This window comes from Allobosea sp., assembly GCF_017308075.1.
GTDB lineage: Bacteria > Pseudomonadota > Alphaproteobacteria > Rhizobiales > Beijerinckiaceae > Allobosea.
Genome location: NZ_JAFKFX010000029.1, coordinates 204,810 through 225,690, shown reverse-complemented (window position 1 = coordinate 225,690; position 20,881 = coordinate 204,810). Strand labels below are relative to the sequence as shown.

The following is a 20,881-nucleotide window of genomic DNA, read 5'->3' as shown; positions in this document are numbered from 1 at the left end:
CATTCTCGCCGACGAGCCGACCGCAGCACTCGACTCGAAACGCGCCGGGATCGTCATGGACCTGCTGCGCAAGGTCGCTGTCGAGCAGGAGGCCGCGATCATCGTCGTCACCCATGACGAGAAGATATTCGACTGGTTCGACCGCAAATTCACCTTGCGCGACGGTCGCCTTGCGTAGGATCTACGGGAAAACCAAGCATCGTCGGGGGCGATCGGATCTCCGCAAGCGCGTTGTTTGCCGAGTGTGGTCAGCAGCGGATCAGAACATGCCGGCAGTGCTGCCCGGCTTCTCAAGTCTCGCTGGCGCAAAAATGCCCGTAAAGCACTGTCATGATCTCAGTCACGACCGGGTGGCTAATGAAATAATACAGGGTCCGGTGATCGCGGCGGAATTCGACGATACCCTCGGTCTTCAGCTTGGAGAGGTGCTGGGACATCGAGGTTTGGGGCACACCGGTCGCTGCTATCAGCTCCGTAACGCTCCTTTCGCCCTGGGATAGCGCGCAGAGAATCAAAAGCCGGCTCGGATTGGCCAACCCCTTGAGGAAGCCGGCCGCCACCTCGGCTTTGTCAGGCATGATCTGCATCAAATCCATTGCGAGCCCCACTTCACATTTCATATTCTCCTTATATCATCAGAACATGAAGTGGTAAGCGAGCCAGCTAGGAGTGGGTTGTGAGCAAGGATTATCGCGCCATCACCAGGGATATCTCGGCCTACACCAGCGAGATCAGGAAGCTACAACCTGATGCTATGCAGGCCTTTTATGCCTTGTCGAAGGCCGCCGGTGCTGATGGCGCCCTCGACAGGAAGACCAAGGAACTGGTGGCACTCGCAATCGGCATCACGCAGCGCTGCGACGGCTGCATCGGATTCCACAGCAAGGCACTGGTCGGCCTTGGCGCGACGCGGCAGGAAGTGGCCGAGATCGCCTCGATGTCGATCTACATGGGTGGCGGTCCGGCGCTGATGTACGCCGCCGACGCCTTGCGAGCCTTCGATCAGTTCAACGAGCCTACGGCAGGGTAGATCAACCGGCTGGAGGGTGTGTTCGGCTCCGCCGCGGTTGGGCCTCGTCCGTCCCCTGCTTGCTTCAGATCAGAGGGCGGGATCGTCATCCCACGCGTTGATAGGCGGATCTCTGCCTCAAAGAGACAACCCAACTCCAACTCGAAGCGGCCACAGGCCAGAGGGGAATGGACCATGATCAGGAATGTAGGAGGGATCGATCGCCTGTTGCGAATCGTCGTGGGGCTGGTCCTGATATCGCTGATCTTTGTCGTCGAAGGTGGAGTGCGCTGGTGGGGATTGGTTGGACTCGTCCCGCTGTTGACCGGTCTTTTCCAGACCTGCCCGCTTTATTCGGTGTTTGGGCTCAACACTTGTCCGCTCCGGAACATCAGCAAGTGAGCGGAAGCCGGCATATTGCTGGGCGGGGTGTAACGCCTCATCCTGCATGTCGCCGCGCACATCGGTCGGCCGGTCGGAGCTGCCGTCCGTCGAGTCCGGATCGCTTCTCTCAGGCGAATGGCATAGTCACCGTCTCAAGAGCCGCTCGTGAGCGGAAGTGGCCGCAACGGGCGGCCACTTCATTGCGATCACAATTGCGGTCACTTTTTTTCGAGGGCAGCCACAATCCGGTCCTTCAGCGCCAGGCGCTGACGGCGCAGCGCCGCCTCGGCTTCTTCGGAAATGGCGTCGAGACGCGCCTCGGCCCGATGAATTCTGTCATTAACCTCATCGTACTCCGTCAGAATATGCGCAAATTCCGGACTTTTCGCCTTCAGAGCATGAATAGCGTCCATCTGTTCCGGGAACTCATCGCCAAGCGTATGCGGGGTATTGGACAAGGTTCTACTCTCCTTTGTGCGGTAGCGGCCCGGCGTCAGGGCTTTTCGACGCGCGCGACCTGATAGGTGTGAAACTCGTGTCCCCGCCCGACTGAGACATATTCACCAAGGCGGAAGCATTCCTCGCCCAGGCGGAAACCGATCTCGTCGTCCCGGTCACCCTCCTCATAATCGAAGTACCATTGGCCGCCGGGCTTGCGCCGCAACCGGCCGATCCTGACCGTCTCGCCCTTCCGGAAATACCGGACGCGACAGGATTCCTGGGATTTCTTCCATTCGTGAGGATCGAGGAAGCCTTCCCGGTCGAGCGGCAACAGAAGATCGTAGCCCTCCTCACGATCTCCGTCCGGATGCCCTTTGCCGCGAGCGAGAAGCAACCGCACATGGCGGAAGGCCGGGGCAAGTTCCCTGGTTTCGACCAAAATCCATTTCCTCCATTCCAGCGTTTCACCGAAGCCGGAGGGGTTTCGGCGGGTTTTGCGAGAGCCTCCCGTTCCTCTTACGCTATTCGTGCCGCATTCTTCTTGATCTGGCGCAACCGAGGTGACGGCAGGCGACCACGGATGCCCCTACTCACAGGCGGAACTCCTGATCCTGCCGTGGCACGACACCCTGCCAGCCTAGTTCACGCTCGATCCGGACGCGGAGCGCCTCGGACGCTTCCGGCTCACCATGGACGATGAACACGCGCCGCGGCGCTCGCTTGAATCCCGAAAGCCAGCGCATCAGTTCGTCGCTGTCGGCATGAGCCGACAGCATGTCCAACTGTGCGACCTCCGCGTTGATCGGCACCCAATCCCCATGGATTTTGAGATCCTTCGCACCCTGTTGCAGCGTACGCCCGCGTGTTCCGGGAGCCTGGAAACCCGAAAGCAGGATCGTGGACCTCGGATCGGGGCCGAACGTCTTGAGATGGTGCAGCACGCGCCCTCCCGTTGCCATGCCGGACGCTGCGATGACGATCTTCGGATACCGGCTCGCCGTGATCGCCTTCGAGGCTTCGACATCGTTGGTGTATTGGGCGATGCCGAAGGCTTCACGGCAGGTCGCGTGGTCCAGTTTATGGTCGTGCGGATGGCGGCACATCATATCGGTTGCGTCGGTGGCCATCGGGCTGTCGAGGAAGATCGGGATGGAGGCGAGGCGCCCGGCTCGCTTCAGTGCCCAGAAATAGTAGAGAAGCTGCTGCGCCCGGCCGACGGCAAAGGCTGGTATGACGAGCGTGCCGCCGCGCTTCACGGTGCGTTCCGCGATTGTGCCGAGCGCCTCGGCGGGATCCTCGGACGGATGGACCCGGTCGCCATAGGTCGACTCGACCACGATATAGTCAGGTTCCTCACCCGATACGGGATCTGGAAACAGTGGGTCGTCGTAGCGCCCGATATCGCCTGAAAACACCAGGCTCTGGCCGCCCCAGTGGATCTCGGCATGCGCGGCGCCCAGAATATGGCCGGCGTGCCGGAAACGCAGCGTCAGGCCATTGGATAGCGAAATCGTCTTGTCGAACGGTACGGTCGAGAACTGTTCGAGAGCTCGCCGCGCGTCGTGCACGCCATAGAGGGGTAGAGCGGGGGTGTGCTTCGACAAATGGTGCCGGTTAAGGAACTCGGCATCCTTCTCCTGCAGGAAAGCACTGTCCATCAAGATCAGTTCAGCCACATCCCGCGTCGCTTCCGTCGCGTAGATCTTGCCGCGGAAACCATCCCGGACGAGCCGGGGCAGGTATCCGCAATGGTCGAGATGGGCATGTGTCAGGATGACGGCGTCGATGGCGTGCGGTTGAACCGGGAGCTTCTCCCAGTTTAATTCGCGCAGGTTCTTGAGCCCCTGGAACAGACCGCAATCGATGAGGATATGGTGGCCGTCACAGGTGAGGAGGTGCTTTGATCCTGTGACGGTTCCGGCCGCGCCGAGCGATGTCAATGTAAGCATATGCGACCTCTCGCAGTTCTTGCGACAAGAGATGAGCTGGCGCCGCGCATTTGGCGCCAGGCCGGTCATGATGCAGTGGGCGATGTCGTCTGCGATCGAAGCACGCTGCTAACGGGAGCCGACGAGTTGGGTTGGCGATGAGCGGGTACGTTCCCATCACCACTGCGAATCCTGTCCGATAGGAGGCGCAGCCCATTCAGCACGACCAATACCGTGCCGCCCTCATGTCCGATCACGGCGAGCGGAAGCGGCAGGTCGAAGAACAGGCCGCCGATGACCAGTATTCCCATGGCGCCGATCGCGACGATGAGATTCTGCCGGATGATCGTAGCCGTTCGGCGCGCCAGACGGTGCGCATCGGCCAGCTTCGTCATGTCTTCCGATAGCAAGGCGACATCGGCTGCTTGAAGCGCGACGTCCGATCCGGCTGCTCCCATCGCGATGCCGACATCGGCGCGAGCCAGCGCGGCGGCATCGTTGACGCCGTCGCCGACGAAAGCGACCTTGCCAACGCGCGAGAGATCACCGACCTGGCGCACCTTGTCGTGCGGGAGCATCTCGGCATGAATCTCGTCGGGAGCAAGGCCGAGTTCCGCGCCGATGCGCAGCGCAACCGGCCTGCGGTCGCCCGTCATCATGACGATGCGGCTCACGCCACCGGCGCGAAGCGCGGCCAGCGCCGGAGCGGAACTGGCTCGCGCCTCATCCGCCACACTGACGGCGCCCAGGACCGTTGCGCCACGCCCGAGATAGACCACAGTCTGCGCGCTGTCGGCGAGTCCCTGAAATGCAGCGTGATCGACGGCGGCACCCATCTCTGCGACGAGGTGAGCGTTCCCTGCCCATATCGGGCCAAACACGTCGTAGCCAATGATGCCGGCGCTTGGCCGGGAGCTGACGTCGACGACTTTTGCCGGCTCGATGCCGTTGGCAAAGGCCTCCCGGCGGATGGCTGCCGCGACATGATGCTCGGAATGAGCTTCGAGCCCCGCCAGGAGAGACAGGAAGCGATGTTCGTCTCCCTCTAGTGCAACGACGAGCGTCACTGCCGCACGACCGTTGGTTAGGGTCCCGGTCTTGTCGAAAGCGAAGGTATCGACAGCAGCGAGCGTTTCGAGCGCGCCGCCCCCTTTGAACAGCACGCCGCCACGTGCCGCAGCGGAGAGCGCCGACAGGATCGCGGCGGGCACAGATATGACGATCGCGCAGGGACTGGCCGCAACCAGGAGCGTCGCAGCCTTGTAGAGGGCCTGCTCCCAATCAGCGCCAAGCCAATAGAAGACCGCGAAGGCGAGGCCGGCTCCCAGCAGGACGCCGACGGTATAACGCTGGCCGAACCAGGCGCTGAAGCGCTCGGAGGGCGCCTTCGCTTCCTGAGCCTCGGTCACGAGTTGGATCATGCGCGCGATCGTGCTGTCGCCGACCGTCCTGGTGACAGTCACGTCCAGAACCCCGTCGAGATTGACCGTGGCCTCGAAGACCTGCTGCCCAGGCTCCTTGGAGACCGGCATGGACTCGCCGGTGATGTTAGCCTCGTCGATGCCGCCGCGGCCATGCAGGATCACGCCGTCGGTCGGCACGCGGGCGCCCGGGCGCAGCACCACGACGTCGCCGACGACAAGATCGGAAGCGGGAACCTCGGCGACCGTGCCGTCCTCGCCCTTGCGGAAAGCCGTTTCCGGGCGCAGCGCCATCAGCGCCTCGACGGCACGGCGTGCGCGCCCCAGAGCCTGGTGTTCAAGCGTGGTCGAAACGCTGAAAAGCGTCAGCAGCACGGCACCTTCGAACGGCGCTCCGACGGCAGCAGCGGCCACGGCAGCAATGACCATCAGGAGATCGATGTCGAGGATGTGCTCGCGCCACAGCGCCGAAAGAGCGCTCCAGCCGGCGGGAAGCCCGCCGGCAGCATAAACCAATGCCAGGCCGGGCCATCTGAGAGCGGCGAGCCCTTCCGCTGGCGGCCAGGTCCCAATGATCGCCAGCATCATCCCCAGGACCGCCAGGCCAGACATGACGGTCTGAAAATCAAACGATACGCGCTTCATCGTCACACCGCCCGGCCGATGAGAGAACCGATCATCGCGGTTGAAGCCATCGCAACCGCTCCCCAGAACACCACCCTGACAGTGGGTTTCCAGGTGCTGGCGCCGCCAGCCCGGGCCCCGACCGCGCCAAGCACGGCAAGGCCGAAGAGGCAGGCGATGGATACGCTCCATGCGGCCGTTCCAGCCGGCGCAAGCAGAGCAACGAGCAGCGGCAGGGCGGCGCCGGTTGCGAACGTCACCGCCGAGGTGAAGGCGGCCTGGACGGGCCTCGCCATCACATGGCTCGCGAGCCCTAGTTCGTCCCGTGCATGGGCTTGGAAGGCATCCTTTGCCATCATCTGTTCGGCGACTTTCCGGGCAAGTTCCGGGGTCACGCCGCGCTGCTCATAGATCGCGGCGAGCTCAGCCAGTTCAGCCTCGGGCTGCGTCGCCAGTTCATGACGTTCGCGCGCTATATCGGCTTCTTCGGTGTCGGCCTGCGAGCTGACCGAGACATATTCGCCCGCGGCCATCGACATTGCTCCCGCGACGAGCCCCGCCACGCCTGCAACCAGGATTTCGTGCGAAGCTGCGGTCGCGGCGGCGACACCGACGATCAAGCTCGACGTCGAGATCAGTCCATCATTGGCGCCGAGCACAGCCGCCCGAAGCCAGCCTATGCGCTCGATGAGATGATTTTCCTTGTGAAGGGCACGCACGGACACAGCTTCCAAGCAGGCATTGCGGGATTGAACGACCTTGTCTCCTCGGGGAAGACGTTGTTCCAGAACAATCCGCCCTTCGCCCGACAAACAGGGTGCCCAACAGAGATAAATCTAGAGCAATTCTAAAACAAACAAGGGCCGGCGGATTTGTGCTGTGTCAAGGTTCCGGCATTCTGCTCCAGCGAGGCCATTCAGGAGGTTCGCAGGCCTGCACCGAGCCTGTCTCCGGCACCTTTGCGGGCAGATCGGATCACGCTTGTGGCCATGACCGTCGAAAGCCTCCGGATCGTAAAGCAGCAGCTCGCTTCGTCGCCCGTGCTGCCGCAGAAGATCTAGATGCCGTAATGGGCCGGCGCCACCTGGCTATGTCAGTTGGGTGGCTGTCCCTCAGAACGATGGTGTTTGAACGAGGTCCGAGCGATCGGCCTCAATCGAGGATTGAGATGGGACAAAGCCTGCCCCAAAATCGCCTCCTCTACCCAACCAGCAGGGTGGCCGAGATCGAAAAATGATCGATAGCCGAGGCGGTTACGCGCCGGCACTGTCCAGTACTCCGGCAAGAGCTGTCGCCAGGAAATCGAGCACGGCACGGATGCGGGCAGTATGGCGCAAATCCTCATGCGTCAGCAGCCACAGATCGAGACCAAACGTGTCGGGTACCTCGGCGAGGCGGATCAGGTCGGGCTTCCGGTCGGCAATGGCGCAGGGCAACACTGCCAGGCCAAGCCCTGCCTTGGCGAGCCGCACGGTGCAAGCGACCGAATCCGAGCGGATCACCGGCCGAACGCTGGGCAGGAACTGCTCAAAGCGGCGGACCAGAGGCGCGTGGGCACTGTCGAGGCCGATCCAGTCATGTTCCGCCAGTTCCAGGTCGGTGCGGGCCGCGCAATAGACCGGCGCGCCGTAGATCGCGAAATCCAGTCGCCCCACCCGCCGCCCCACCAGTGTTTCGGGCGGCGTGTTGCCGATCCGCAAGGCGATGTCGGTTTCGCGCCGCGACAGGTTGAGCGCTTCGTTGCCAACCACCATTTCGATCTCGATGCCCGGATAGGCGGCGCGGAACCGCGCCAGATGATCGGGCAGCAGCCAGAAGGCGAGCATGTCGATGGCAGTGATGCGCACCGTGCCGCTCAGCCGCAGGTCCTGACCGGTCACGGTGCGGTCGAGCGTCGCAACGTCGGCTTCGATGCGTTCGACAATGCCCAGCGCTTCCTCACCCGCCAGGGTCAGCGCGTAACCATTCGGCAACCGTTCGAATAATCGCACTCCCAATGTCGCCTCGAAGCCGGCAATCCGACGAAACACCGTGGAGTGATTGACGCCAAGATTGCGCGCCGCGCCCGACAGGCTTCCGGTTCGCGCAACCGCAAGAAAGACCCGCAGATCATCCCAGTTCGCAACCTGTGCGTTCATGCAAGCTTACCTTTCGGCTTTCGCTAATCCCTGTGCGCGGATGGCATAGTTATCTCCAGGTCACAGGCAATGCCGATCAATTGAAAGGATCAAGCCATGACCACGAAGAATATCCGCACCCTGCTGCGCAGCGACGAACTGTCCTGCCCAAGCTGTGTGCCGAAGATCGAAAAGGCGCTGTTGGCGCTGCCCGGCGTCACCAAGGCCGAGGTGAAGTTCTCCAGCGGCCGCATCGAGGTCGAGCATGATCCGGCGCTCAGCGACGCGGCCGCCCTGGTCAACTCCATCGCCAAGACCGGCTATGCCGCCAAGCCATCAGCATTCTGATCCTGACCGCCCCCCCTGAACGAGCCGCGGCGCGAAAGCCGCGCTCCACTCCTCGCCCGATGCTTCCGAGCCCTGTCGTTTTAGCGGCAGGGCTCGTCTGTGAAGGAGACAGCCCATGTTTTCCCGGTCAATCGCCATCTACGCAAACCCCGCCAGCCGGCGCAAATGGCTGACCGTTGCCAGTGGGATGTTCATCACCGCAGCGCTGGTCGCCTTTTACGGTTTCGGGCAGGCCGCCCCCTGGGCGCCGCTGATGACGATTGCCGCGATACTGGCCGGCTATGACATTGCGCTGCGGGCCTGGGCCTCGCTGCGGTTGCGGCACTTAAGCATTGAATTGCTGGTCATCGTCGCCGCCATCGGCGCGCTGTTCATCGACAATCACTGGGAATCGGCCGCCGTCACCTTCCTGTTCATGCTGGGAGCCTGGCTGGAAGCGCGCACCATGAGCCGCACCCGCGGCGCGCTGAAGGCCTTGCTCGACGCGACCCCCGTCACCGCAACCGTGCTGCGCGATGGCCAGCCGGTCGAGATTGCCGCCCATGAGGTCGTGCTTGGCGAAACTGTGCTGGTGAGGGCCGGCCAGCGGCTGCCGGTCGATGGCGCGGTGATCGAAGGCACGGCCGCCGTCAACGAGGCCGCGATCACCGGCGAGCCGATCCCGGCAGAAAAGGCGCCCGGCTCGCGCGTCTTCGCCGGAACGCTGGCCGAGAACGGATTGCTATATCTGCGCGCCATCGGTGTCGGGGCCGACACCACGCTCGCGCGCATCATCAGCCGCGTCGAGGAGGCGCAGGAGGCCAAGGCTCCGGCCCAGCGGATGATCGAAAGCTTCGGGCGCTGGTATACGCCCGGCGTGTTCGTGATGGCGGTCGTCAGCTACCTTGTCACACGCGACATCGAACTGGCCCTGACGCTGCTCGTGGTCAGTTGCCCCGGTGCGCTGGTGATCTCGACGCCTGTTTCAGTGGTGGCCGGCATCGGACGGGCAGCACGCGCAGGTATCCTGATCAAGGGCGGCGAACATCTGGAAAATGCCGGACGCATCACCGCGCTGGCGCTTGACAAGACCGGTACGCTGACCGAAGGCCAGCCGCGTCTGGCCGAAATCGTGGCGCTGGCGGGCCGCAGCAGGCAAGACGTGCTGCTGTGGGCGGCGATTGCCGAAACCGGCTCGAACCACCCGCTCGGCCGCCCGATCATCGAAGCGGCGCGGGCGGAAGGCCACCTGCCCACCGCCGAGGCGCTGGAGGAAATCGCCGGCATGGGTCTGATCGCCCGCCATGGCGGCGCTCAGATCGCGGTCGGCAGTCACCGGTTGTTCGACCATCTCGGCATTGCATTCAGTGCCGAGGTCAAGGACGGCATTGCTCGCCTGCATGAGCTTGGCCACACGGTGGTCATCGTGGCGCATAATGGCGAGGTCGTGGGCCTGCTGGGGCTGGCCGACATGCCGCGCGCCAGCGCAAGGCCGATGATCGACCGGCTGCACGCGCTCGGTGTGAACCGTGTGGTGATGCTGACCGGCGACCAGCGCCCCGCAGCCGAGGCGATCGCCGCCACGGTCGGGGTGGACGAGGTGCATGCCGCCATGATGCCCGATCACAAGCTCGACCAGATCCGGGTCATGCGCGCCGAAGGCTTCCGCGTGGCGATGGTTGGCGATGGCATCAATGACGCCCCGGCGCTGGCCGCCGCCGATATCAGCATCGCCATGGGCGCCAGCGGCAGCGACATCGCCATCGAGACGGCGGACATTGCGTTGATGACCGACGATCTGGGCAAGATCGCCGAGGCTATGGAGATTTCGCGCGCGACGCTGACCAATATGCGCCAGAACCTGGTTATCGCCGTGCTGACGGTGCTCGGCCTGCTGGCCGGCGTCTATACGGGCTCCATCCACATGGCGGGCGGCATGCTGGTTCACCAGTTGTCGGTGCTGATCGTCATCCTCAACGGCATGCGCCTGCTGCGCGTTCCCGCTGCCGACAAGGCGAGGGCAGCCATCGCGCAGACGACCGAACGAGTTGCCGCCTAGATCCGTTTCGAGCGAAGTGGACGCCGGTTCGCGTGAAGAAAGTGCGATAAAACAAAAGCTTGGAGCAGATCGGCGATTCGGAGAACCGCGAACCTGCTCTAGAGCATCGGCCCGAAAAACGGCATGCGGTTCCCGGCAAACGGTCTCTTATCTTAAGTTTAGAGACGGAGCCGGTTATAGCGGGGCCGGTCCAGGCCGCGGAACCCGCGCCTCGTCGGAGCGGGTTCCGGGTCATGAAGCGTGTCACCGGGACAGGAAGCTGCGCTGCCGCCCCGGTGAGGGCGTGCGATGGAAATGAAGGCCTGTCCGGAACTTTGGAAGCGGAGTGGATATGAAGCTTATCAAGGATCGCCGGGAATGGGGCGATGTTCTCGACTTCTGGTTTCCCGAGGGGCGCTTGCCGCATGTCGATGCGCAGATGCACAGCGCACATTGGTTCTGGAGAATGCGGGGCGGTGCCCATGGCGAGATCGTGGCGCGCTTTTCCAGTCTTACCGAGCAAGCGGCCAAAGGCGCACGCAATCACTGGGCGCTGAATCCGCTTGGACGACTGGCGCTGATCGTCGTCCTCGATCAGTTTTCCCGCTCCGTCTGGCGAGATAGCGCACGCGCCTATGCACAGGATGTTCACGCGCTGGCGCTGGTGACCGAGGGCTTTTCGAACGGTCACTATTCGTCTCTGGAAACGCCGTACTTTAAAGTCGTGTATGGTCTGCCACTGGGGCATTGCGAAGGCCCGGACCATTTGCGGCGCCTCGATCTCCTGATCGGCCTGCGCGCGGAGATCGCAGCAGAAGCGCCGATCCCGATACGGCCGATCTATGCATCCCTGCTCGACCAAGCTCGCGCTGTTCGCAAGGTCATTGCCGAATTCGGTCGGCACCCGCATCGCAATGCGGTGCTCGACCGCACATCGACCGCTGACGAAGAGAGGTATATCGCCAGGGGCGAGTTTCCGCATGTGAAGGCGTTTGACAATGTCGGCGGCGGTCGTGGCGTTGTCATCTGTGGACGGCCCCTGATCTGCAAGAGGTAAGTTCGGTTTGGCGGGGGAGATCTGCGGGGTGCGGACATCTGTCCGGCCTGTTGGTGCGGCTTTGATAGCCGCTGGCCCGGATGGAGTCCGCCGGTCGGGTCCCGTTCACATTAGCGAGCACGAAGCTCCGACAACGCCTCGGGTTGTCCCGGCCTGCGGCCGCGTTCAGATCGTCTCCGTCATTCCCTGTCGTCCCTCTGCAGTTCAGAGCGGGCGCCCCGATGGCCGCCGCGATTTCGATCAGGCCACGGCCTGTGGCCTGTAGCTCTCTCCTCGTGTCATGACGGCCCAGACGATGCGCGCGGTCTTGTCGGCCATGGCTACGGTGACCACGCGGGCCGGGCGGCGCTCGAGCAGGGTTCGAACCCAGTCAGCCGAGGCGAGTGAAGCGCCCGTTCGCACCCGTCGGATGACGGAGGTGGCCCCGACCACCAGCAGTTTGCGCAGATAGCTATCGCCCATCTTGGAGATGCGCCCAGCCGATCCTTGCCTCCCGAGGAGTTCTGTCTGGGGACCAGGCCCAGGAAGGCGGCGAATTCCCGACCGGATCGGAACAGGGACGGATCGCTGACGCTGGCCGACAGGGCCGTGGCGCTGATGATCCCGACCCCGGGATGGTCGCCAGCCTCTGACTGACCTGATCCTGCCGATGCCAGGCCAGCAGCTGGCGTTCAAGCTGATGAATCCGGTCGGCGAGGAGCAGAAGCTGATCCGCCAGCATCAGCAGCATCGATCGCGCCAGTTCGGGCAGCACGTCGTCTCCTGCCGATCGGATCTGGTCGATCAATTTCGTCACCTGCCGGGCGCCCTGCGGCCCGATCAGGCCGAACTCCGCGCAGTGGCTGCGGATGGCGTTGATCAGCATGGTGCGCTGGCGCACCAGAAGCTCCCGGGTCCGGTGCAGCGTCAGCACGCCTTGCCGCTCCACGCTCTTGACCGGCACGAACCGCATCGTCGGCCGCGTGACTGCCTCGCAGATCGCCTCGGCGTCGGCGGCGTCGTTCTTCTGGCGACGGACATAGGGCTTCACATAGTTCGGCGGCATCAACCGGATCTCATGCCCCAGCGCCGCCAGCTCCCGGGCCCAGTGGTGCGCGGTCGCGCACGCTTCCATGCCGATCAGGCAGGCCGGCAGATCCCGAAAGAACGCCAGCACCTCCGACCGGCGCAGCTTCTTGCGGACAGTAACAGTGCCGGCGTCATCGACGCCGTGGGCCTGAAACACGCTCTTGGCCAGATCCAAGCCTATGGTGGTAGTCTTCAAGGTGGACGGCTCCTGCCACTGTGACCGTTTCGACAACGACCACACTATGGCGCACTCGACGCCGGACGCAGGGGCCGTCCACACCATCACGTTGACGTCGGCTCGGCAGCAGACCGTGTAGATGAACCGGCACGAGCCTGCCGACCGTCAAGCACAAGTACATGGGTGCGGCATGCAGCTGCGCTTGACCCGTCAAGCGCCATCACTCGGCGCCAGCCGCTCCCTCAGCTTCGACCATCGCCGCCTGCCCGACGGATTCTTCGCGGCCATGGCGATGGCCTTTTTCTGGCCGAGCAGGATGACGAGGCGCTTGCCGCGTGTGACGCCGGTGTAGAGCAGATTCCGCTGCAGCATGACGTAGTGCTGGGTCAGGACCGGGATGACCACGACCTGTGCCGCGATCGGCGCGCATCTTGGCTGGACCGTGATGGTCTACAACATCGCCGAAACCCTGCCGAATTTCATCAACCCGTTATGAATGCTGCCGCTGCTCGGCGTGCTCAAGCTGAAGCTCAAGGACCTGATCGGCTACACCTCGATGCAGTTCTTCATCCACTTCCCGGTGGTCATGCTGCTCGCGGTCGCCCTGATGCACACCTTCACCTACCGGGCGCCGGTCATCCCCTGAGCACCCAGCTCCGCTTGAAGACGAAGGATGCATAGGCAGCGGTATGCCGTTGACAACAAGGCTTTGGCGGCAGATGGCCGCCATCTAGCAATGCTTGACTCGCCGGTCCGATTCCGCCGAGCCAAGATGGAGCCCCGTGGACTCCGATCGGCTGCGAGATCAGAATGTAGACAGCATCGATTCGGGCCGGTTCACCCCGATGCAGGCCTGCCGCTCGAGCCGGTGAGAGTGGTCGCGGTGGCTATCGGAGAAGGTCACCGGGTCGTGCCGTGACGCCCGCCCCTCTTGAGGGGGCTAATCACCGCGCTGCGGGGGCGAAGAACGTCGGCGAGCGGAAACGCTCCTCCACCTTCGCCGGACGTCCTCGATGCCAACCCATATGACTAGCCTGCCCGCGCTTGGAACAACCAGCAGCGGTCGCCGCCTGAAGCGGCTCGCGAGCACCAGCCGGGGTGCCGTCGACCGCGCGAGGACCGGACAAGAGGCGATGAGCGAGGAGGCCTGGGAACTTGCCCAGGCCTCCCGGCAGGAAATCCTGGCTCGATCGGCTGACGTGGCCGCGGCCATCGAGCGGGCCGGCGGCACGGCGTTTCGGCGTGCGCCCGAACTGACCGAGATCAACCTGGTGACGTTGAAGGAGCGTGCGGTTCCTCGGGGCTTCCGCAACAATAACTTCATACCGGCCGTCATGATGCTGAACACGCGTCACGTCCGACAGGAACTGGGTGTATACGTCTCGGAGCATCAGGTTTCTGGCTCCACCGTCGTTCTCGGCTGTGGTCTCCACGCTATGGAGGATCTGGACCGGATTATCGCGAGCATGTCCCGGACCATCTCCCGCATCGCGGATCACATAGCATCGAAGTTCAAGGTCGATGTGATCTTCGCGAACACCGAGGTGAAAGCCCACCGGACCGCCTCCGGGAAACTGGCCTTCCATGTGCATTGTCACGTCATCATTGACCACAACCGGCTTCCTTCGTCGCGCTTTGCCGCCCTTGTCGAGGACATCAAGCAGCGGGCGCCATCGCACTACGCGCGCGTCGATCCCTTCAAGGCTGGGGACACGGCACAGTCACTCGTCCGATACTGCATCGCTCCCGAGCTGTTCATCAACGTAGGGATGACCGATTGCGAGGCGCTCGCGCTCGCCGAGGTCGTGCGCGGCAAGAAATTCTATAGACCACTGGGCGGATTCAAGGTCTGGCGCCGGCAGTTCAGACCGATCACGAAGGCCATGTTCGTTATCCCGAATCCCGCGGACATTCATCGGTTCTCCTTCGATGAAGACGGAAATGTCAGGGAACGGCCGCGCCGCGCCCCTGTCGTCGCCGATCTCGGAAATGGCTGTCGGAAGGACATTCTCGAGATCCTGCGGAACGCACGACGGGCTGCGTCGCGTTATGATGCGGCAACCGGGAACGTGGGGCGCGAGACACGGAACCGCATGTTGATGGAAGCGCTTGGCGCTCGCCTGGACGAGCCGTCACTCAAAGAGATGACGCGATGCGCGATCCGCCTGACCCGGATGCAAGGTGTGGGGTCCGCGATCGGCAGGCCCCGTCGACGACTGGCGATCCTGCTCCGGCTCGCCCGTCTGATACACGGACGCCTCATCGAAAAGCCGCGGACGAGATCGGTGAAGACGGCTGAGCGGGTCGTAACCCTGAAAGAGGACACGGGCCGCGAAGTGGCCGTCCGCTTCGCCCCGTCGAGGCCCAGGCCCGTTCGGTTCGAAGCTTTCAAGACGACCATGAAAGACGTCGTCGTCCACCACGCGACCGCGGCCCCTCGGGAAACACGACGGATGGCCCCTGCGATCCTGGTCGCGTTCCGCTCGGAGTGCAGTCCCCTTGCCCTGCTCAAGATGAAGAACCTTGTGCAAGATCACTTGAAAGGGGCGGCCCTCTGGAACGCGCGGTGCGCGCCCAGCGAGCGCGTGGCGATAGCACCCGAGCTGATCGCGCGGGCGCTTGTCATCGACGGCCATCGGGTTGGCTGCATGACCAGCGGGACGTGGATGGCGAGCGATGGCGCCGCGTACCGCTCGGAATGCATTGGTGGACGCGTGTACGTATTTGACGTTCCGGCCGAGAAGAAGCTCGTCGGGGCTGCGGCCAGCTCCGCCTATAAGGGACTTATGACGCACTTATACACGACAACTGCGCCGCCCCAGCGAGGTTCAAACGGCCCGTCCCCACGAGGAGGTGCGCTTCTCACGGGACCCGGGAAACCGCCCATACCTACTCGACTGTCCGCCGCAGCCTGATAGCGAAGGTCTCTTCCAGAACGGCGACGAAGGCGCAGGCCTTGCTGGAAGGATGGTATCCGGTAGGGAGAGAGAGGTCGATCAGGCTCAGGCCCCTACCGAAAAGCGCGTAGCGATGCGGGCCTGACGGCCCCTACGCCGCCAGCGCCTCTGCCGCCGCCGTCACCTGCCAGCCTTGCAACTCCCGCCAGTTCGGCTCCAGCTCCGCGAAGCGCGACAGCTTGAAGGTCGAGATTTCGGCGAAGCTGCAGGTCCCGTCGAGCACGAGATCGCGGATCGCATGGCCGCTCGCCGGAGACAGGCCGAAGCCGACGCTCGAGAGTGTCGCGACCACGACATTCGCCTGCGAGTCGAGTCTGTCGATCACCGGGCGCCCGTCCGGCGTATTCTCGATTACGCCGGCCCAGGAGCGGATGATGCGGGCGTGGGCCGCCTTCGGCAGCAACTCAGCGAGACGCCGGCCCATGTGCAGCATTAGTGGCGTCGTGGGCTTGGCAGGGGAGCCCTGCTCGGCCATGGTCAACCACTCATGCGGCCCGCCGCCATAGGCTAGGTTGCCTCGCAACGTCTGGCGGCCGTAGAGGCCGCAGCCGTCGACCCCGCCGAGCGGCATCAGCGGCAGCGGTTCGGTGACGATCATCTCGCAGCGGGCCGACTGCACGGGCACTTCCTGCCCAAGCATGGCCGAAAGGCGCCCGGTCTGCGGGCCTGCGGCCAGGACGAGGCTATCGCAGCCGATCGGGCCGCGATCGGTCTCGACAGCCGTCACCCGACCACCCTCGCAGCGGAAGCCGGTGACAGTCGTATGCTGGAGCAAGCGCCCACCATGATCCTGCATCGCCCAGGCGTAGCCCTGCAGCGTGCGATGCGGGTTGGCGTGACCGCCGAACTTGTAGTGATAGCCGCCGACGATGGTGTCCCCCGCTAGAGGCACCATCGCCTTGGCCTGCTGCACGTCCAGCACCTCGGAGGCAAAGCCCTGGCGCTCCGCGTTTCGCAGGGCGCGCCCATAGAGCATCATCTGGTGCTCGCTGGCGGCGAGCCGGATGCGCCCACCGCTAAACTCGGTCGGGTAGCCGAGCAATTCGTCCATGATCGGCCACAGCCGCTGCTCCTCGGCGAAGAGTGGGGAGTGATGGTGAGAACAGCCACCACCGTTACGGCCGGACGCCTCCCAGCCGATCATGCCCTTCTCGATGACCAGCACGTCGACGCCGTCGCGCGCCAGCCACCAACCGGCCGAGAGGCCCGTAACGCCGCCCCCCACGATGACGACGGATGCTCCCTTGATCTCGCTCATGATGGCTCTCACTCGCTCGCGACAGGGCCGGTCGCGTCATTGGTCGCGACGGTGTAGCGCTCCGGGACCTCCCAGAACGGGACCCATTGCGCGTGCATGCCGAACCAGGTGTCCCAATGTTCCGCCTGCTCCGGCGCTTCGGGCACATGAGCCGTCATCGACAGCGGCATCGGCCGCGCCGGTGCGCGGTAGCTGGCGAGCGGGATGGCGGACAGGGGCTGCGCGGCGCCGAGCGCCAGCAGGGCCGCGACCTGCTCCCGGCAGCGCCGGCCTTGGCACGGGCCCATACCGGCGCGTGTCAGCCGTTTCACCTGATCGGGATTGGGCGGCCCCTCGCCGAGCAGCGCCGACAGCGAACGGTCGTTGCGGCGTTCGTCCCGCCAGTCAAGATAACGCGGCGGCCGGATCTCGAGGATCTCGCGTGCCGTCACCTCCTCGCACTGGCAGACATGGAATTCGGCGCGCGCCTCGACGACGCTCGCGCGGACCCAGGCCAGACGATAGGCTGAGATGTCATATTCTGGAGCCGGCGGCAGCTCGGTCCGGACATCGGTTGCAGCGGCACCGAGCGCGGCGACGGCGCGCACAGCCTCCGCCTCGGCAATCGCGCGGTCGCGTGTCTTGGCCGCCCAGATGCCGGCGCAGTCACCGACCGCATAGACATTGGCGATGCTGGTTTGCTGGCTGGCGTCGAGGATCGGCGCATAGCCGCCGCGCTCGGGCTGGAACGCCACCTTGCAGCCGCCGGCATCGATGAGATCGATGACGGGCGTGGCTCCGACCGCGAGCACGATGCCATCGCAGGCCAGGGTGCGCTCCTCGCCGACCGGATGCCCCGTGTCGTCGAGGGGACCAACGCTGGCCGCTTCGACGCCGTCGTGTCCGACAGCCGCGCGCACGACATGGCCCGTCAGGATTTCGGTCCCGCCGTTACGCAGATTCGCCAGCAAGGCCGCATCGCCAACGCCACCGTGCGCCTGCTCGACGATCGCGACGATCGCGACCCCGGTCTCGCGCAGGGCCAACGCCGTCGTCAGCGCCTCAGTGCTGGAGCCGAGAACGACGACCCGTTGCGGCCCGAGGGCGCCATATCGGGTCGCGAGATTGAGCGCCGCGGTGGCACCCATCACGCCCGGCTTCTCCCAACCGGGAAAGCCGAGCCCCATGTCGCGCCTGCCGCAGGCGAAGATCACATGCTGCGCCTCGACCAGGAGGCTGCGCTCCTCGTCGGCAAGCCCCACGACGAGCCCCGGCATCCAGCCGAGCGAGGCGCCGTTGGCGTAGAGCCCCCAGCAGGCCGTGCCGAGGCGAACGTCGATGCCGGCCTCGAAGGCTTCTTCGATCCGCGGCTCGGAGGCGACGAACGCTTCCATCATCGCGTTGCGGTTGCGGGCATTGGCAGCCATGCCCTGCCCGAAATGCAGCGGCACGTCGTCGCCCATCGTCCTGATGGGCACAGGGTTCTCGTCCACCAGAAGGACGCCGAATCCGCGCGCTGCCGCCCCGATCGCAGCTTCGAGCCCGGCCGCTCCTCCGCCGATCACCAGAACATCGACTCTCTCGTCGATGACCAGCGGCTTGCCGGTCACGGATTTCGGATCTGAAGCGGGAACGTTCATGGGATTCGATCTCGAATGACGGCTGGCATTCTTGGGCTGGCGGGCCGCATCGGCCGGCCGGCTTGCGGCATCTCGCGTCAAAGCACCTGGTCGAGAAAGGCGCGGGTGCGGGCCTCGCGCGGCGCGCCGAAGAACTCGGCTGGCGGCGCATGCTCGACGATGACGCCTCCATCGGTGAAATAGACGCGATCCGCGACCTCGCGGGCAAAGCCCATCTCATGGGTGACGAGGATGCAGGTCATACCTTCGGCGGCGAGATCGCGGATGGCGACGAGCACCTCCTTCTTGGTCTCGGGGTCGAGCGCCGCGGTGACCTCGTCGAACAGCATCACCTTCGGGTTCATCGCCAGCGAGCGCGCGATCGCGACGCGCTGCTGCTGCCCTCCCGAAAGCTCGCCCGGATAGGCGTCATGCTTGTGTGACAGGCCGACCTTGGCGAGCAGCTGCTTGGCCCGCTCCTCGACCTCGCCCCGGTCCTGCTTCAGGACGTGGATCGGCGCCATCATCACGTTCTGCAGGGCGGTCTTGTGCGGGAACAGGTTGTATTGCTGGAAGACGATGCCGACGTCCCGGCGCAGGGCCAGCTTGTCGAGCGCGGGGTCGTTGACCTGCCGGCCGGCGACGGTGATCGAGCCCTTGCCGATCGGCACCAGCGCGTTGATGCAGCGCAACAGCGTCGACTTGCCCGAGCCCGACGGGCCGATGATGCAGACGGTTTCGCCGCGGCGGATAGTTAGACTGACATCCTTCAGGACCGGGAAGGCGCCGAACGCCTTCTCGACGCCTTCGACGACGACGACGGGCTCGCCGAGTTGATGCTTGGCGGCCATGATCATCCCTTCACGTTGAAGCGGCGTTCGAGCGCGATGGTGAGACGCGCGATCGGATAGCAGTAGGCGAAGAACATCAGCAGGAGCAGCAGGTACATCGGCAGCATCAGCTCCGGCCTGCTTTCGGCGGCGAGGGCGGCGCGCGTCACCGTCAGCCCGTCCTGGATGCCGACCACCGAGATCAGCGTCGTCGCCATGGTCAGGATGGCGTAGAGGTTCATCCAGGGCGGGATCATCCGCTTGAAGGCTTGCGGCAGGATGATCATCCACATCGTCTGGCGGCGGTTGAAGGCCAGGGACTCGGCGGATTCCCACTGGCCCGAGGGGATCGAGCGGATGCCGCCGCGCACGATCTCGGAGACGTTCGCCGCGACCGGGAGCGCCAGCCCGATGATCGCCTTGATCCAGGCCGGAAACGCGATGGTGACCGGCCCCAGCTTCAGTTCGAAGGGCAGCAGGAACATCGCGTAGAACAGCAGGACGAGCCAGGGGGCATTGCGGAAGAACTGTGTCGCAGCCCAAGCCGGCCTCCGTAGGGCGGCGGATGGCGAAACCTGGCCGATGCCGAAGAGCACGCCGACCGCTGTCCCCAGCGCCATCGACAGGAAGCTGATCAGAAGATTGAACAGGAAGCCCTGGAAGATCAAGGGCGCCCAGCGCCACAGGATCGTCATGGCGCTGTCGCGAGCCGCCGGCCCGGTCGACTGCGCCACGGCGAGCGAAGCGGCGAAGACGAGGGCAACGCCCGCAACGAGACCGGCGCTCAGCAGCATCGGTGCCGCGAGCCCGCTCGGCGCGATCGGCCCCGCGCGAAACGGCTTCAGGACCGGAAGGTCGGTGGCGCCGGTCCTCATGGCATATAGCCCGGAATGCGCATGGCCTTTTCCCAACGGTGCATCACCCAGACCAGCACCGCGACGAGCAGTACATAGACGACGAGCAGGACATTCATCATCTCGCGGACGTTGAACATCTCCGACCAGATCTGCGACGCCGCATAGAGCAGTTCGGGCACCCCGATCGCATAGGCGAGCGTGGTGGTCTTCACGAGGTTGACGAGGTTGTTGTTCAGCGCCGGCAGGCAGATGCGGAAGGCGAGCGGCAGCACGATCTGGCGCCAGAGTTGAAAGCGGGTATAGCCGAGTGATTCGGCCGCCTCGACCATCGTCTCGGGGACGGCCTCGATGCCGGCACGAAAAATCTCGACATTGAAAGCGCCGGCGAAGAGCGAGAAGGCGATGATCGCCCAGCCCGTGCCGCTGACGAGCGGGGATTGGCCGCCGAAGCCGTCCGAGACCGTCGGCAGCAGGCCGCCGACGGCGAAGTAGAAGAAGGAAAGCTGCACCAGCGGCGGCGTGTTGCGGAAGAACTGGACGTAGATCCGCACGAGAAGCCGGCCGAACCGGGAGCCGCTGCCCGCGACCCAGACGCCAAGAAGCCCGATCACGAGCGAAGCCAGGATCGACAGGACGCAGATATAGGTCGTCGTCCACAGTCCCGTCAGGAAGCGCGAGCGATCGAACGCATCGTAGAAGATCGAGAAATTGAGCCCCTGCGTGTCGTTCAGGCGCTCGAAGAAGGCTGCGATCATGTCCGAAATCTCGGGTATGGCTGGCGTGTCATGA

General features: G+C 64.4%; 19 protein-coding genes and 2 pseudogenes. 7 read left to right on the top strand and 14 right to left on the bottom strand.

Annotated elements, in window-relative coordinates; all coding sequences use genetic code 11:
• Positions 1 to 290: 290 nt before the first annotated feature.
• Positions 291 to 596 carry an ArsR/SmtB family transcription factor gene (locus J0J10_RS11640; protein ID WP_291646688.1) on the bottom strand — a complete coding sequence of 102 codons (306 nt, stop codon included), beginning with the start codon at positions 594 to 596 and terminating at the stop codon, positions 291 to 293.
• Between the two features lie 80 nt (positions 597 to 676).
• Between J0J10_RS11640 and J0J10_RS11635 the strand changes: the two genes are divergently transcribed.
• Together J0J10_RS11635 and J0J10_RS11630 are read left to right on the top strand one after the other, a co-directional pair.
• On the top strand, positions 677 to 1,030 hold the full coding sequence (locus J0J10_RS11635; RefSeq protein WP_291646687.1) for a carboxymuconolactone decarboxylase family protein: 354 nt from the start codon (positions 677 to 679) through the stop codon (positions 1,028 to 1,030).
• A gap of 174 nt (positions 1,031 to 1,204) precedes the next feature.
• Positions 1,205 to 1,411, top strand: coding sequence for a YgaP family membrane protein (locus J0J10_RS11630; RefSeq protein ID WP_291646685.1), 207 nt, complete (start codon positions 1,205 to 1,207; stop codon positions 1,409 to 1,411).
• A gap of 200 nt (positions 1,412 to 1,611) precedes the next feature.
• Here J0J10_RS11630 and J0J10_RS11625 read toward each other — a convergent pair whose 3' ends face one another.
• From J0J10_RS11625 to J0J10_RS11600, 6 genes are all read right to left on the bottom strand, one after another.
• A complete protein-coding gene (locus J0J10_RS11625; protein ID WP_291646684.1) occupies positions 1,612 to 1,851 on the bottom strand; it encodes a YdcH family protein in 240 nt (79 codons plus the stop codon).
• Positions 1,852 to 1,886: 35 nt separating this feature from the next.
• A complete protein-coding gene (locus J0J10_RS11620) occupies positions 1,887 to 2,273 on the bottom strand; it encodes a hypothetical protein (RefSeq protein WP_291646682.1) in 387 nt (128 codons plus the stop codon).
• A gap of 151 nt (positions 2,274 to 2,424) precedes the next feature.
• Positions 2,425 to 3,783, bottom strand: coding sequence for an MBL fold metallo-hydrolase RNA specificity domain-containing protein (locus J0J10_RS11615; RefSeq protein WP_291646680.1), 1,359 nt, complete (start codon positions 3,781 to 3,783; stop codon positions 2,425 to 2,427).
• A 65-nt stretch (positions 3,784 to 3,848) separates the two neighbouring features.
• Positions 3,849 to 5,828, bottom strand: coding sequence for a cation-translocating P-type ATPase (locus J0J10_RS11610; protein ID WP_291646679.1), 1,980 nt, complete (start codon positions 5,826 to 5,828; stop codon positions 3,849 to 3,851).
• A 2-nt stretch (positions 5,829 to 5,830) separates the two neighbouring features.
• Entirely contained in the window at positions 5,831 to 6,526 is a 696-nt protein-coding gene (locus tag J0J10_RS11605; protein WP_291646677.1) for a VIT1/CCC1 transporter family protein, read from the bottom strand.
• Positions 6,527 to 7,060: 534 nt separating this feature from the next.
• On the bottom strand, positions 7,061 to 7,945 hold the full coding sequence (locus tag J0J10_RS11600; protein ID WP_291646675.1) for a LysR family transcriptional regulator: 885 nt from the start codon (positions 7,943 to 7,945) through the stop codon (positions 7,061 to 7,063).
• A 96-nt stretch (positions 7,946 to 8,041) separates the two neighbouring features.
• Here J0J10_RS11600 and J0J10_RS11595 point away from each other — a divergent pair, with 96 nt between their 5' ends.
• From J0J10_RS11595 to J0J10_RS11585, 3 genes are all read left to right on the top strand, one after another.
• Complete coding sequence (locus tag J0J10_RS11595) at positions 8,042 to 8,272, top strand: heavy-metal-associated domain-containing protein (RefSeq protein ID WP_291646674.1); 231 nt, start codon at positions 8,042 to 8,044, stop codon at positions 8,270 to 8,272.
• Positions 8,273 to 8,387: 115 nt separating this feature from the next.
• Positions 8,388 to 10,310, top strand: coding sequence for a heavy metal translocating P-type ATPase (locus J0J10_RS11590; protein WP_291646672.1), 1,923 nt, complete (start codon positions 8,388 to 8,390; stop codon positions 10,308 to 10,310).
• A gap of 331 nt (positions 10,311 to 10,641) precedes the next feature.
• Positions 10,642 to 11,346, top strand: coding sequence for a DUF924 family protein (locus tag J0J10_RS11585; protein ID WP_291646670.1), 705 nt, complete (start codon positions 10,642 to 10,644; stop codon positions 11,344 to 11,346).
• Between the two features lie 240 nt (positions 11,347 to 11,586).
• Here J0J10_RS11585 and J0J10_RS11580 read toward each other — a convergent pair.
• Both J0J10_RS11580 and J0J10_RS11575 read right to left on the bottom strand, forming a co-directional pair.
• Positions 11,587 to 12,610 (bottom strand): annotated as a pseudogene (locus tag J0J10_RS11580) (IS110 family RNA-guided transposase).
• Positions 12,611 to 12,802: 192 nt separating this feature from the next.
• Positions 12,803 to 12,997: pseudogene (locus J0J10_RS11575) on the bottom strand (ATP-binding domain-containing protein); the annotation flags it as partial.
• 91 nt (positions 12,998 to 13,088) lie between these two features.
• On the opposite strand from J0J10_RS11575, the gene J0J10_RS11570 reads away from it, so the two are divergent.
• Positions 13,089 to 13,238: a hypothetical protein gene (locus tag J0J10_RS11570; RefSeq protein ID WP_291646666.1), complete on the top strand. Its 150-nt coding sequence runs from the start codon at positions 13,089 to 13,091 to the stop codon at positions 13,236 to 13,238.
• 379 nt (positions 13,239 to 13,617) lie between these two features.
• Positions 13,618 to 15,507, top strand: a complete 1,890-nt coding sequence (locus J0J10_RS11565) for a hypothetical protein (protein WP_291646665.1) — start codon at positions 13,618 to 13,620, stop codon at positions 15,505 to 15,507.
• Positions 15,508 to 15,640: 133 nt separating this feature from the next.
• On the opposite strand, the gene J0J10_RS11560 is transcribed toward J0J10_RS11565, so the two are convergent.
• From J0J10_RS11560 to J0J10_RS11540, 5 genes are all read right to left on the bottom strand, one after another.
• Complete coding sequence (locus tag J0J10_RS11560) at positions 15,641 to 16,807, bottom strand: NAD(P)/FAD-dependent oxidoreductase (protein ID WP_291646663.1); 1,167 nt, start codon at positions 16,805 to 16,807, stop codon at positions 15,641 to 15,643.
• Positions 16,808 to 16,815: 8 nt separating this feature from the next.
• Positions 16,816 to 18,426, bottom strand: a complete 1,611-nt coding sequence (locus J0J10_RS11555; RefSeq protein ID WP_291646661.1) for an FAD/NAD(P)-dependent oxidoreductase — start codon at positions 18,424 to 18,426, stop codon at positions 16,816 to 16,818.
• 77 nt (positions 18,427 to 18,503) lie between these two features.
• Complete coding sequence (locus J0J10_RS11550) at positions 18,504 to 19,256, bottom strand: amino acid ABC transporter ATP-binding protein (RefSeq protein WP_465247194.1); 753 nt, start codon at positions 19,254 to 19,256, stop codon at positions 18,504 to 18,506.
• A gap of 2 nt (positions 19,257 to 19,258) precedes the next feature.
• Positions 19,259 to 20,110 carry an amino acid ABC transporter permease gene (locus J0J10_RS11545; RefSeq protein ID WP_291646657.1) on the bottom strand — a complete coding sequence of 284 codons (852 nt, stop codon included), beginning with the start codon at positions 20,108 to 20,110 and terminating at the stop codon, positions 19,259 to 19,261.
• The gene (locus tag J0J10_RS11540; protein ID WP_291646656.1) at positions 20,107 to 20,847 is read right to left on the bottom strand and encodes an amino acid ABC transporter permease; all 741 of its coding nucleotides are present in this window, start codon (positions 20,845 to 20,847) and stop codon (positions 20,107 to 20,109) included. The genes J0J10_RS11545 and J0J10_RS11540 overlap by 4 nt, the downstream gene beginning before the upstream one ends.
• Between the last annotated feature and the right edge of the window lie 34 nt (positions 20,848 to 20,881).